The 14,162-nt window shown below is 58.3% G+C and carries 6 protein-coding genes and 2 rRNA genes; 4 read left to right on the forward strand and 4 right to left on the reverse strand.

All coding sequences use genetic code 11. The features are described 5' to 3' along the window. A 23S ribosomal RNA gene (locus ACK3CV_RS01815) occupies positions 1–2,587 on the forward strand; the annotation flags it as partial. A 98-nt stretch (positions 2,588–2,685) separates the two neighbouring features. Continuing rightward, positions 2,686–2,801: ribosomal RNA gene (rrf, locus tag ACK3CV_RS01820) — 5S ribosomal RNA — on the forward strand. A 347-nt stretch (positions 2,802–3,148) separates the two neighbouring features. On the opposite strand, the gene actP is transcribed toward rrf, so the two are convergent. The 3 genes from actP to acs all read right to left on the reverse strand — a co-directional run bounded on the left by actP (position 3,149) and on the right by acs (position 7,159). Beyond that, entirely contained in the window at positions 3,149–4,801 is a 1,653-nt protein-coding gene (gene actP / locus ACK3CV_RS01825) for a cation/acetate symporter ActP (RefSeq protein ID WP_130042843.1), read from the reverse strand. Further along, positions 4,798–5,109: a DUF485 domain-containing protein gene (locus ACK3CV_RS01830; RefSeq protein WP_004930047.1), complete on the reverse strand. Its 312-nt coding sequence runs from the start codon at positions 5,107–5,109 to the stop codon at positions 4,798–4,800. Before ACK3CV_RS01830 ends, actP begins: the two co-directional genes overlap by 4 nt. Positions 5,110–5,200: 91 nt before the next feature. Beyond that, positions 5,201–7,159: an acetate--CoA ligase gene (acs, locus tag ACK3CV_RS01835; RefSeq protein ID WP_033649947.1), complete on the reverse strand. Its 1,959-nt coding sequence runs from the start codon at positions 7,157–7,159 to the stop codon at positions 5,201–5,203. A 900-nt stretch (positions 7,160–8,059) separates the two neighbouring features. Between acs and gltP the strand changes: the two genes are divergently transcribed. Both gltP and ACK3CV_RS01845 read left to right on the forward strand, forming a co-directional pair. Then, positions 8,060–9,376 carry a glutamate/aspartate:proton symporter GltP gene (gltP, locus tag ACK3CV_RS01840; protein WP_015376334.1) on the forward strand — a complete coding sequence of 439 codons (1,317 nt, stop codon included), beginning with the start codon at positions 8,060–8,062 and terminating at the stop codon, positions 9,374–9,376. Positions 9,377–9,650: 274 nt separating this feature from the next. Beyond that, on the forward strand, positions 9,651–10,994 hold the full coding sequence (locus tag ACK3CV_RS01845; protein WP_033636741.1) for a condensation domain-containing protein: 1,344 nt from the start codon (positions 9,651–9,653) through the stop codon (positions 10,992–10,994). A gap of 42 nt (positions 10,995–11,036) precedes the next feature. Here ACK3CV_RS01845 and ACK3CV_RS01850 read toward each other — a convergent pair whose 3' ends face one another. Then, positions 11,037–14,132 (reverse strand): amino acid adenylation domain-containing protein, encoded by a 3,096-nt coding sequence (locus ACK3CV_RS01850; RefSeq protein WP_164142025.1) that lies wholly within the window; start codon positions 14,130–14,132, stop codon positions 11,037–11,039. Between the last annotated feature and the right edge of the window lie 30 nt (positions 14,133–14,162).

Consider the following 14,162-nt stretch of genomic DNA (forward strand, 5'->3'; position numbering starts at 1 on the left):
AAAGGGTGATAGCCCCGTACACTAAAATGCACAGGTCGTGAGTTCGATGAGTAGGGCGGGACACGTGACATCCTGTCTGAATATGGGGGGACCATCCTCCAAGGCTAAATACTCCTGACTGACCGATAGTGAACCAGTACCGTGAGGGAAAGGCGAAAAGAACCCCGGCGAGGGGAGTGAAATAGAACCTGAAACCGTGTACGTACAAGCAGTGGGAGCACCTTCGTGGTGTGACTGCGTACCTTTTGTATAATGGGTCAGCGACTTATATTTTGTAGCAAGGTTAACCGTATAGGGGAGCCGTAGGGAAACCGAGTCTTAACTGGGCGATTAGTTGCAAGGTATAGACCCGAAACCCGGTGATCTAGCCATGGGCAGGTTGAAGGTTGGGTAACACTAACTGGAGGACCGAACCGACTAATGTTGAAAAATTAGCGGATGACTTGTGGCTGGGGGTGAAAGGCCAATCAAACCGGGAGATAGCTGGTTCTCCCCGAAAGCTATTTAGGTAGCGCCTCGTGAACTCATCTTCGGGGGTAGAGCACTGTTTCGGCTAGGGGGCCATCCCGGCTTACCAAACCGATGCAAACTCCGAATACCGAAGAATGTTATCACGGGAGACACACGGCGGGTGCTAACGTCCGTCGTGAAGAGGGAAACAACCCAGACCGCCAGCTAAGGTCCCAAAGTCATGGTTAAGTGGGAAACGATGTGGGAAGGCACAGACAGCCAGGATGTTGGCTTAGAAGCAGCCATCATTTAAAGAAAGCGTAATAGCTCACTGGTCGAGTCGGCCTGCGCGGAAGATGTAACGGGGCTAAACCATGCACCGAAGCTGCGGCAGCGACGCTTAGGCGTTGTTGGGTAGGGGAGCGTTCTGTAAGCCGTTGAAGGTGGCCTGTGAGGGTTGCTGGAGGTATCAGAAGTGCGAATGCTGACATAAGTAACGATAAAGCGGGTGAAAAGCCCGCTCGCCGGAAGACCAAGGGTTCCTGTCCAACGTTAATCGGGGCAGGGTGAGTCGACCCCTAAGGCGAGGCTGAAAAGCGTAGTCGATGGGAAACAGGTTAATATTCCTGTACTTGGTGTTACTGCGAAGGGGGGACGGAGAAGGCTAGGCTGGCCGGGCGACGGTTGTCCCGGTTTAAGCGTGTAGGGGGTGTGACCTGGTAAATCCGGTTGCATACTAACCCTGAGGCGTGATGACGATGCACTACGGTGCAGAAGTAGTTGATGCCCTGCTTCCAGGAAAATCCTCTAAGCTCCAGGTAACATTGAATCGTACCCCAAACCGACACAGGTGGTCAGGTAGAGAATACCAAGGCGCTTGAGAGAACTCGGGTGAAGGAACTAGGCAAAATGGTGCCGTAACTTCGGGAGAAGGCACGCTGGCATGTAGGTGAAGTCCCTTGCGGATGGAGCTGAAGCCAGTCGAAGATACCAGCTGGCTGCAACTGTTTAATAAAAACACAGCACTGTGCAAACACGAAAGTGGACGTATACGGTGTGACGCCTGCCCGGTGCTGGAAGGTTAATTGATGGGGTCAGCCGCAAGGCGAAGCTCTTGATCGAAGCCCCAGTAAACGGCGGCCGTAACTATAACGGTCCTAAGGTAGCGAAATTCCTTGTCGGGTAAGTTCCGACCTGCACGAATGGCGTAATGATGGCCAGGCTGTCTCCACCCGAGACTCAGTGAAATTGAACTCGCTGTGAAGATGCAGTGTACCCGCGGCAAGACGGAAAGACCCCGTGAACCTTTACTATAGCTTGACACTGAACATTGAGCCTTGATGTGTAGGATAGGTGGGAGGCTTTGAAGCGTGGACGCCAGTCTGCGTGGAGCCATCCTTGAAATACCACCCTTTAATGTTTGATGTTCTAACTCGGCCCCGTAATCCGGGGTGAGGACAGTGTCTGGTGGGTAGTTTGACTGGGGCGGTCTCCTCCCAAAGAGTAACGGAGGAGCACGAAGGTTAGCTAATCACGGTCGGACATCGTGAGGTTAGTGCAAAGGCATAAGCTAGCTTGACTGCGAGAGTGACGGCTCGAGCAGGTACGAAAGTAGGTCTTAGTGATCCGGTGGTTCTGAATGGAAGGGCCATCGCTCAACGGATAAAAGGTACTCCGGGGATAACAGGCTGATACCGCCCAAGAGTTCATATCGACGGCGGTGTTTGGCACCTCGATGTCGGCTCATCACATCCTGGGGCTGAAGTAGGTCCCAAGGGTATGGCTGTTCGCCATTTAAAGTGGTACGCGAGCTGGGTTTAGAACGTCGTGAGACAGTTCGGTCCCTATCTGCCGTGGGCGTTGGAAGATTGAGAGGGGTTGCTCCTAGTACGAGAGGACCGGAGTGAACGCACCACTGGTGTTCGGGTTGTCATGCCAATGGCATTGCCCGGTAGCTAAGTGCGGAAAAGATAAGCGCTGAAAGCATCTAAGCGCGAAACTTGCCTCAAGATGAGTCTTCCCTGGGCCTTTAAGGCCCCTGAAGGAACGTTTAAGACTAAGACGTTGATAGGCTGGGTGTGTAAGTGCAGCGATGCATTGAGCTAACCAGTACTAATGATCCGTGAGGCTTAACCTTACAACACCGAAGGTGTTTTTAGAGAGATTTTCAGCGAAGTTCCGAGATTGGTTCTGATGGCGACACGAGAGTGAAGCGGTTGGAATGAAACGAATTTGCCTGGCGGCAATAGCGCGGTGGTCCCACCTGACCCCATGCCGAACTCAGAAGTGAAACGCCGTAGCGCCGATGGTAGTGTGGGGTCTCCCCATGCGAGAGTAGGACACTGCCAGGCATCAAATAAAACAACAAGCCTCATGCGAAAGCATGGGGCTTTTTGTTTTGTCTGTTATCTGGCGTTCTGCACGAGCATGGGCATGCGAAAGGCCCGTCGGGAACGGGCCTTAACGCCGCTCGCGGCGGCCCCGGAGGGGAGAGTCTCAGGATGAGACGAATTGTGTAGGACACTGCCAGGCATCAAACCAAGCCGAAAGCCCTGAACTGACGTTCAGGGCTTTTTGCTATGCGTAAAACGCAAAAAAGCGCAGCTACGCTGCGCTGTTTCTCCGACAAAACAGCCAGAGAAAAGGCCCCGAAGGGCCTTTGATTAGGGTGTGTTTGCTTTTTTCACTTATTATTCGGTCAATGCGAGCTGCCCTGAGAGATGCCCAACCCGGTTTGCGAACGGACAAACTGAGCCCGGAAGCGTTCCCGCTCTTGCTGCCCGGCCAGCGAGCTGTCGGTGATCGAGAATAGCCAGGTACCGACAAAGGCGACAATCATCGAGAACAGCGCCGGATATTCATAAGGGTAAATCGGTTTTTCATGGCCGAGGATCTGCACCCAGATCGTCGGGCCGAGGATCATCAGAATCACCGCCGTCAGCAGGCCCAGCCAGCCGCCAATCATCGCGCCGCGAGTGGTCAAACGCGACCAGTACATCGACAGGATGATGATAGGGAAGTTACAGCTGGCGGCGATGGAGAACGCCAACCCGACCATAAAGGCGATGTTCTGCTTCTCGAACAAGATCCCCAGGGCAATGGCGACAATGCCTAGCACTACAACGGTGACCTTGGATACTCTCAGTTCGTCGCGCTCGGTCGCCTTGCCGTTTTTCATCACGCTGGCGTACAGGTCATGGGAAACGGCCGAGGCGCCGGCCAGCGTCAGGCCTGCAACGACCGCCAGAATGGTGGCGAAGGCCACCGCCGAGATAAAGCCGAGGAAGAAGTTGCCGCCAACGGCATTGGCCAGGTGGACCGCCGCCATGTTGGTGCCGCCCAGCAGCGCGCCGGTGGCGTCTTTGAAGGCCGGATTGGCGCTGACCAACAAGATGGCGCCGAAGCCGATGATAAAGGTCAGGATATAGAAGTAACCGATAAAACCGGTGGCGTAGAACACGCTCTTGCGCGCTTCTTTGGCGTCACTCACGGTGAAGAAGCGCATCAGGATGTGCGGCAGACCGGCGGTGCCGAACATCAGCGCCAGGCCGAGCGACAGCGCGGAAACTGGATCGGACACCAGGCCGCCTGGGCTCATGATGGCGATGCCTTTCGGATGCACCTTCACCGCTTCGGCGAACAGGGTGTTGAAGTCGAAGTTAACCGACTTCATCACCATCAGCGCCATAAAGCTGGCGCCGGACAGCAGCAGCACCGCCTTGATGATTTGCACCCAGGTGGTGGCCAGCATGCCGCCGAACAGTACGTACAGCACCATCAGGATACCGACCAGGATCACCGCCACGTGGTAGTTGAGCCCGAACAGCAGCTGGATCAGCTTGCCGGCGCCGACCATCTGCGCGATCAGATACAGCGCCACCACCACCAAAGAGCCGCAGGCCGACAGGGTACGGATCGGTTTCTGTTTTAGGCGGTAAGAGGCGACATCGGCAAAGGTATAGCGGCCGAGGTTGCGCAGGCGCTCCGCGATCAGGAACAGAATGATCGGCCAGCCGATGAGGAAGCCGATGGAATAGATCAGGCCGTCATAGCCCGAGGTGTAGACCAGGGCGGAGATGCCGAGAAACGAGGCGGCAGACATGAAGTCGCCGGCGATCGCCAGCCCGTTTTGCAGGCCGGTGATGCGTCCGCCCGCGGTGTAGTAATCCTGACGGGAACGGGTGCGTTTGGACGCCCAATAGGTGATGTAGAGCGTGGCGCCGACAAACAGGATAAACATCACGATCGCCTGGATGTTCAGCGGCTGACGATGCACTTCGCCGCCGATGGCTTCGGCGCAGGCCAGACCGGGCAGCAACAGCAGCGCGGTGGCAGAGAATAAGCGCTTCATTGTTTCACCTCACGCAGAATTTCTGCGGTGAGGCGATCGAACTCGCCGTTGGCGCGAAACACGTAGATCCCGGTCAAGACGAAAGAGATCACGATCAGCCCGACGCCGACCGGGATCCCGCGGGTGATGGTCGATCCGGCGGCGATCGGCGTGCCGAGCCATTGCGGATCGAAGGCGATCAACAGAATAAAGCCGACGTACAGCGCCAGCGTAATCAGCGAAAGCAGCCAGGCGAACCGGCCGCGTTTTCTCACCAGCTCTTTAAAGCGCGGGTTTTCTTCAATCCCTTGATAAATGGTGTCATTCATCAGAGTGTCTCCAGTCGGTATTGAGAGATTACGCCGCGCCAGGGCCGCTCAACGGCGCGTTATCCGAATGAACGGCCTGAAGCGGCGTAAATTATGACGGCACTTTCATTGATTGTTTTTCTTCCAACAGCTTGTCGACTACGGCCGGATCCGCCAGCGTGGAGGTGTCCCCCAGGTTGCTGGTGTCGCCGGCGGCAATTTTGCGCAGGATACGCCGCATGATCTTGCCGGAGCGCGTCTTGGGCAGCGAATCTGTCCAGTGCAGCACGTCCGGCGTGGCGATCGGCCCTATCTCTTTGCGCACCCAGTTGCGCACTTCGGTATAGAGCTCCGGCGTCGGTTCTTCGCCGTGGTTCAGCGTGATGTAGGCGTAGATCGCCTGGCCTTTGATGTTATGAGGAATGCCGACCACCGCCGCTTCGGCGATTTTCGGGTGCGATACCAGCGCAGACTCGATCTCGGCGGTGCCCAGACGGTGGCCGGAGACGTTCAGCACGTCGTCGACGCGGCCGGTGATCCAGTAGTAACCGTCCTCGTCGCGACGGGCGCCGTCACCGCTGAAGTACATACCTTTGAAGGTCGAGAAGTAGGTTTGCTCGAAGCGGTCATGATCGCCGAACAGGGTGCGTGCCTGGCCCGGCCAGGAGTCGACGATCACCAGGTTGCCTTCGCAGGCGCCTTCCTGCGGTGTGCCGACGTTATCGACCAGCGCCGGCTGTACGCCGAAGAACGGCCGCGTGGCGGAACCGGCCTTCAGCTCGGTGGCGCCCGGCAGCGGGGTAATCATGAAGCCGCCGGTTTCGGTTTGCCACCAGGTGTCGACGATCGGGCACTTTGCGTTGCCTATCTTGTTGTAGTACCACTCCCAGGCTTCCGGGTTGATCGGCTCGCCGACCGAGCCCATGATGCGCAGCGAATCGCGTCGGGTGCCTTCGATCGCCTTGTCGCCTTCGGCCATCAGGGCGCGAATGGCGGTTGGTGCGGTATACAGAATGTTGACCTGGTGCTTGTCGATCACCTGCGACAGGCGATTGACGCCCGGATAGTTAGGCACGCCTTCGAACATCAGCGTGGTGGCGCCGCAGGCCAGCGGGCCGTACAGCAGATAGCTGTGGCCGGTAACCCAGCCCACGTCGGCGGTGCACCAGTAAATGTCGCCGTCGTGGTAGTCAAACACATATTTAAAGGTCATCGCGGCGTACACCAGGTAGCCGCCTGTGGTGTGCAGCACGCCTTTCGGTTTGCCGGTCGAGCCTGAGGTGTACAGGATAAACAGCGGATCTTCGGCGTTCACTTCTTCCGGCGGGCAGTCGGCGGAGACGCCCTGGATCAGCTCATGCCACCACAGATCGCGCCCTTCCTGCCAGTAGCCCGGTTTCCCGGTGCGTTGGAACACCACCACGTTGGTGACGCTGACCACGCTGGGATTTTTCAGCGCATCATCGACGTTCTTTTTCAGCGGCACGGCGCGGCCGGCGCGCAGGCCTTCATCGGCGGTGATCACCAGCTTGGCGTTGGAGTCGATAATGCGCCCGGCGACCGCTTCCGGCGAGAAGCCGCCGAAGATCACCGAATGTACGGCGCCGATGCGCGCACAGGCCAGCATCGCGACCGCCGCTTCCGGCACCATCGGCATATAGATAGCCACCACGTCGCCCTTTTTCACGCCGAGCTTTTTCAGCACGTTGGCGAACTGGCAGACGTCATGGTGCAACTGTTTGTAAGTCACTTTTTTGGATTGGGTCGGGTCATCGCCTTCCCAGATAATGGCGGTTTGGTCGCCGCGCTCGGCCAAATGGCGATCCAGACAGTTGGCCGCCAGGTTCAACGTGCCGTCTTCAAACCAGCGAATGCTGACGTGGCCCGGATCGAACGAGGTATTTTTAACTTTGGTATAGGGTTTGATCCAATCCAGGATTTTGCCATGCTCACCCCAGAAAGCCTCTGGGTCTTGAACCGACTGTTGATAATACTCTTGGTATTGTGCCGGATTAATCAGGGCGCGTTCTGCAATTGCAGAAGGAATAGCGTGTTTATGCAGTTGGCTCATAGCTTTTCTCCTTGAAGTTGTTAATGATATGTCAACTGAAGGTTAAGTATAGTTTGCTACGATTCTTTGTTTCTTTTTTGCGCGGCAGATCACGCAACAAAGATATTGATTTGTAATCGTTCTGTCGCATTTGCAGGGCATATCTATCTCTTTGGTGCTTAAATCCCCATAAACCCGCATTTTTAACCAAAAACACTTATATAAAGAACAAAAAAGAATAAACAAAGACGGGGGTAACTGCCTCGATATTAATAGATACGCGCAGGGTCATAATTATTTCTCGCTATAAATCTTTTTGGATTATTTTTCGCTATTAATATTCGAAGTTGGTATTAACACCATATAACGATGGACGACACATCGTGAAATAACGTTTTATTAACCTTAATTCCTGATGAAAGGTCGGATGATGCCTTATGGCATTCGCTCTGCAATATCGTTCGTTTTTTAATCTGAATATAAAGTGGCGCTGCATTTATGGCCGAAAGTGTCACTCGGTCAATTCTCATTTATTTGACTTTTAAGTAACAAAATATAAACATATTATGCGGATTAAATATGCAGAATGGGTGAAAAATAACGCATTTTAATGGCGTTCAAAAAATCGTCGCCGGCGTGCTTGTGTGCTTCATTGTATGAAAAATTATGTTTTTAATAACAAGCAATTATGCCTTTTGAAATAGTAACGCGAAATTTTTGTTATTCGATTCAGCACTCAACCCTGACAAATCAAGGCTTGCAGAGCATGCCGCCCGGATGATACAGATTTATACTGCGTCGCACCCAGGGCAGGTGAACGCTTCCACTGAATTAACATAAGCCTGTAATAAATGATTAAGTATTCTTTTCGCCGTGTTGCGACTTTGTACGGCGAAAAGGGTCTTTGAGGACTTTTTGGGTATGAAAAGTGTAAAAATTAGCCTGGCTTGGCAAATCCTGATCGCGTTGGTGCTGGGTATTATTGTTGGCGCGGTATTGCACAACCAGACCGAATCTCGTGAGTGGCTGGTGAGTAATATTCTCAGCCCGGCGGGCGATATCTTTATTCGTCTGATCAAGATGATTGTGGTGCCGATCGTTATTTCCACGCTGATCGTCGGTATTGCCGGCGTGGGCGATGCGAAAAAGCTGGGCCGCATCGGATTGAAAACCATTATCTACTTCGAAGTGATCACCACCGTTGCCATCGTGGTGGGGTTGACGTTGGCCAACGTATTCCAACCCGGCCACGGCATCGATATGTCGACGCTGACCACGGTGGACATTTCGCAGTATGAGAAAACCACCGAACAGGTGCAAAGCGGTTCGCACAGCCTGGTGGCGACCATTCTGTCGCTGATCCCGTCGAACGTCTTCTCGTCGATGGCCAAGGGCGACATGTTGCCGATTATCTTCTTCTCGGTGCTGTTCGGTCTGGGGCTGTCGTCGTTGCCGAAAGAGACCAAAGAGCCGCTGCTGAAGGTGTTCAAGGCGGTGTCCGAAAGCATGTTCAAAGTCACCCACATGATCATGCGCTATGCGCCGATCGGGGTGTTTGGCCTGATTGCGGTCACGGTAGCCAACTTCGGTTTCGCTTCGTTGCTGCCGCTGGCCAAGCTGGTGGTGCTGGTGTACTTCGCCATCGCGTTCTTCGCCCTGGTGGTGCTGGGGGCGGTCGCCCGGCTGTGCAACCTGCGCATCTGGACGCTGATCCGCATCCTGAAAGACGAACTGATCCTGGCTTATTCCACCGCCAGCTCGGAAACGGTGCTGCCGCGCATCATCGAAAAGATGGAGGCTTACGGCGCGCCCAAGTCGATCACCAGCTTCGTGGTGCCGACCGGCTACTCCTTTAACCTGGATGGCTCGACGCTGTACCAGAGCATCGCCGCCATCTTTATCGCCCAGCTGTATGGCATCGAGCTGTCGTTGGGGCAGGAGATCGTGCTGGTGCTGACGCTGATGGTCACCTCGAAAGGGATCGCCGGCGTGCCGGGCGTCTCGTTCGTGGTGCTGCTGGCCACACTGGGCAGCGTCGGCATTCCGCTGGAAGGCCTGGCGTTTATTGCCGGCGTGGACCGTATCCTGGATATGGCGCGCACCGCGCTGAACGTCGTGGGTAACGCGTTGGCGGTATTGGTGATCGCCAAATGGGAGCACCAGTTCGATCGCAAGAAGGCGCTGGCCTACGAAACGGAGTTTCTGGCGCAGAAGGTGAAGCCGGCCAATCAGGCCTAATCGCCGAGTCTCGCCGATGTTAAAAACGCCCCGGGCAGTTGTGCCGGGGCGTTTTGTTTTTATGGCCCTTCAACCTGCCGCTTTCTTTTCTTTGCCCTACTACGCGACTTGCATCCCCGCTTAACAGAATCTAAAGTGTTACCAAATTAATAGAAATGATAATAGATGTTATTATCATTTTCATTTGATGATGTATGGAGACACGCAAAAGCCGTTGAACGGCGGGGTTACGCCCGTTCGGCGTCTTTATTCGGGCTTATCAAAGGTAGGTAACATGTCGGACACCGCTTTGGCCTCTGAATGGTTGCCGCTGGCGCCAGCGCAGCTTGATTTCTGGGAAGAACACACCTTGCACCCCGGGCAGACCCTGTCCACCGTCGCACACTGCACCGAACTGTGCGGCGCGGTAGAGGAAGAGACGCTCTGCCGGGCGATCGCCACTACCCTCGCCGAGACGCAGGCGTTTGCCCTGCGCTTTGGTGAGCGGCGTGGCGACGCTCCTCCGCCGTTACGGCACGATCCACAGCGCATACCGCCATTACAACGCATCGATCTGCAAACGCACGGCGATCCCTGGCAGGCGGCGCAAAGCCTGATGCGCGAAGATATCGCGCAGCGCCGGGCGCTGCACAGCGAGCCGCTAGCCGCCGCCTGGCTGCTCAAGCTGGGGCCGGAGCGCTACCTCTGGTACGTGCGTGCGCACCATATTCTGGTTGATGGCTTCGGCATGGCCTTGATTGAACACCGCTGCGCCGCGTTGTATGCGCACTATCTGGGTGAAGGCAGCGCGGGTATTCCCTTAGGCGCCTTTGACGCCTTTCAACAGGCCGAGCTGGCCTACGCTGATTCTGAGCGATGCGAGCGCGATCGGCGCTTTTGGCAGAGCTATCTGCCGCCGTCGCAGGCGCTGCCGACGGTGCGCAAGGGCGGTGAGGCCTATGGAGTGCGGCGTCTAAGCACCCACCACCGGCTGCCGGCGGCGGTATCGCAACGACTGGCACAGCTGGCGGAACGCAGCGGCATCAATTGGCCCGACTTGCTGGTGGCGCTGTCGGCGGCCTGGCTGTTTCAGGTGATGCCGCGCGACACCCGACAAGGCGATACGCTGCCGATGTGGATGCCGGCGATGAATCGCCGCGGGCAGGCTGCCACCAACGTGCCTTCGCTGGCGGTCAACACGCTGCCGCTGCTGGTGTCGCCACCCCCGTCGGCGACGCTGGGAGATTTTCTGATGACGATGGCGCAGCAACTGCGGGAGCTGCGCAGCCACGCCGGCTACCGCCTGCGTCAACTGGCCGCCGATCGCGGCGTGGAGCCAGGCTCGCGCTTCTTTATTTCTCCTTTCATCAACGTGCAACCCTTCGATGCGCCCCGTTTTACCGGCTGCAGCGGCACCCGCCGCGTATTGGCCGGCGGTTCGGGCGACGGTTTTAATCTGACTTATCGCGGCCGCACCGACGCCCGCGATCTGCAGGTCGATATCGATATTTATCTGGAACAGTTCCCGACGGAGGATGTGCTGGACTATGGCGAGGCGCTGCAAGAGTTTCTGTTGCGCGCGCTGCAGCGGGAAGCCTGGGAACAACCGCTGGCGGCTCTGACGGCGTTGCCCGCCTGATAAAGTGCGGGCGGGGGATGTCCCCGCCCGAGTTTTATGGCATCAGTTGGCCAGCAATGCCGCCACTTCGCGCGCGTTCTTGCATGGCAGGAGCGAACTGCTTACCAGCCGGGTGCCGAAAGCGTCATTGAGGCGCTCCGCCACCTGTTTGATATGCGGCAACTTCAGCCCCATGGTGATAAACGCCGTCTCTTCCCCCCATTCCGGGCGTGGCGTTACGCCGATCGCCTGCCAGTAAATAGTCAGGATCTCTGCGCTGCGCGCCAAAGGCGCGTTCGGCGGCGGCGCCGCACAGGCGTTCAGCGCCGGCGCAGTTTGCTGGTGGCTCATATCGGCGCGGATGCGATGGCGGTCGGTTTTGCCGTTGGCGGACAGCGGCAGCGCCTCGGCATGGATAAAGCGCGTGGGAATATGGGTGCAGGGCAGATAGCCGGTGGCGAAGGCGCGGATCTCGGACAGCGGCAGCGGTTTGCCGTCGCGGGTCAGATACAGGGCGCCGAGCGCCGCTTCGTTGTTCTCTCCGCTGGGATAGTCCACCACCACCATATCCAGGATCGCCGGATGGCGGCGCAGCACATCTTCGATTTCCGGCAACGAGACGCGCACGCCGCGGATCTTCACATAGCCGTTCACCCGGGTGGCGAACATGATGTTGCCGTCCGCACGGTAGTAGCCCTGATCGCCGGTGCGGAAAGCGCGCAGCGGTTGCCCGTCCGGCCCTTCGAGGGTGACGAAGTCATGCTGCTTCAGCTCCCCCTGCTCCAGATAGCCCAACGCCAGGTTGACCCCGGCGGTATAAATGCGGCCGACCACGCCGGCCGGGCAGTGGCTGCCGTCGTCATGGCAGATGAAGTAGCGGTTGGCCGGCAGCGGGCGGCCGTAAGGCACGGTGCCGCTCTCCTGCGGGGCGATCGGGTGCCAGATGCTCCAGATGGTGGTTTCGGTCGGCCCGCCGAGCGAGAACAGCGCGAGATCCGGGCGCAGGGTGCGCAGGGTTTGCACCGTCGCCGGCTTGATGTAGTCGCCGCCTTGCGCCACCAGGCGCAGCGAACGCAGACTGTCGGCCGTTTTGCAGGTGAGCAGCATCTCCAGAATGGCGGGCACCGAACACCACAGGGTGACCCGATGCTTTTCCACCAGCTGGTTCCAGCTGATGGCGTCCTTTTCCTGATGCGGCGCCGGCAGCACCAGCGTGGCGCCGGCGCACAGCGAACCGAACAGATCGAACATCGACATGTCATGGTGTGGCGGTGTGACGGAGATGAAGACGTCGTCGGCGGTGACCGCCCAGCGTTGCTGGGTCTGGTGGATAACGTTGGCGGTGGCGCGGTTGTTGAGCACCACGCATTTGGGCTTACCGGTGGTGCCGGAGGTATACAGATAGTAGCTCGCGGCCTGGCTGGCGCTGCGTTCCGCCAACGTCTGTTCATCCGGTAGCGCAGGCGCGCGATCCGTCGGCGCCAGCAGGGCCGCCGGCGTTACGCCGAGCGGCGTCTCCAGATCGCCGCCGTGCACCACCAGCGTCGGCCGGCAGTTCTCCAGCAGGTAGGCGGTGCGTTCCGGCGGCGAGTTGATATCGACAGGCACCCAGATCACGCCCTGCAGGGCGCAGGCGAGGCTGAAGATGATCTGTTCCGGGCTGCGCGGCAGATACAGCGCCACCACGTTGCCCGGCTGCACGCCGCGGCTCTGCAGGTTGGCGAGCGCCGTGGCGATCCGCTGGCCCAGTTCGCGGTAGGTCAGCGTCTGTTCGCCGCAGATCAGCGCGTTGCCGCCGTTTTGTACGCCAAACAGCCGCTCGGCCAGCTGCGCCAAATAAGGATAAGGTGCGTAATTCGCTTCGCTGTCGTTGTGGCGGTAATGCGCCAGATCGATGAAGTCCCGCGGCGCGATCGCCAGGTCGGCCCGTTGGCAGCTGTGCAGGATGCGTCGCTGCAGTGCCGCCAGCATGGCTTCTACCTGCTCGCCGTGCAGCGCCTGCTCGGCGTAGTCCACGCACAGCTGCAGGTTTTTTTCGCTGTCCAGCGTCAGGCGAATGTCGATGGCGACCTGTGGCGTTTGGGTCAGGCCGTCGTGGAAGCGCACCGGCGCCTCGGCCGGCAGCGTTTCCCAGCCCAGGCAGTTGGTCAGGATCACCGGCAGCGCCGGGCCGCCCTGGCTTTGGCCGAGCAACTGCCGCGCCAGATCGACGCCGGAAAACGTCAGGTGGTCGAGCGCGCCGAGCACGTCGTCCTGTAAGGCTTGCGCGCGTTGGATAAAGTCTTCGCCGTGGCGGGAATAGCGCACCGCCACGAAGCTGGAGGCGTTGCCCAGAGCGCCGTCGGCGGCGGGGAACGCTACCGGCACGCCGACGCACAGCTCGCCGTCGGTGGTCCAGTGGGCCAGCGTATCTAGGATCAGCGCCGACAGCAGGCTGTTGCGCAGCAGCGCATGCGGCGATCCCAGACGGCCAAGCCGTTTTATCGTATCGCGCGGCAGCGTCAGGCTGGCGCGGCGATAGCGCGATGAGGTGAGATTGGCGAGCGGGGCGCGCCACGGCAACGCCGACGGCGTGGTGACATCCTGCAGCTTTTCGCGCCAGTAGGCGGCGTCGGCCTGCCGTTGCGCCGCCGATGCGGCGGGGAGCGGCAGCGCGGCGGCGGTCCGCGTCAGAGGGCGATCGTCGAACAGGCGCGCGATCACGGTGGAGATCCCTTGGCCGTCGAGGATCAAGGCATCGAAACTGGTAAAGATCAGCGTATCGTACGGCGATCCCGTCGGATCCTGCTGTTCGGCAAGTTGGATCACGGCGATGCGCCACAGCGGTTGGCTCGGATCGTGGCGCTGATGGGAGTAACGCTCGCGCAGTTGTTCGACCTGGCGCTGCGCCGCTTCGCCATCAAGGGCGCGCAGATCGTGACGATCCAGATGCAGCGTCACCTCCGGGCGTACGTGCTGCGTGCCGCGCTGCACATCGATGCAGGTGCGCAACGCCGGGTAGTGCTGTACCAGCTCGGTCAGGCGCGCTTCAAAGCGCGGCATATCCGGCTGCCGGGCGCGGTATTCGCGAAAGTCGTGCATCGCCACGCCGCCGAGCGGCCATCGATCGCTGCGGCCCAGAAGATAGGCCTGCTGCAGTGCGGTTAATGCTGTCTCCATGGTACTTCCCTATAGTCGCTAACCGATTAA

Source organism: Serratia sp. TSO36 (assembly GCF_057808395.1).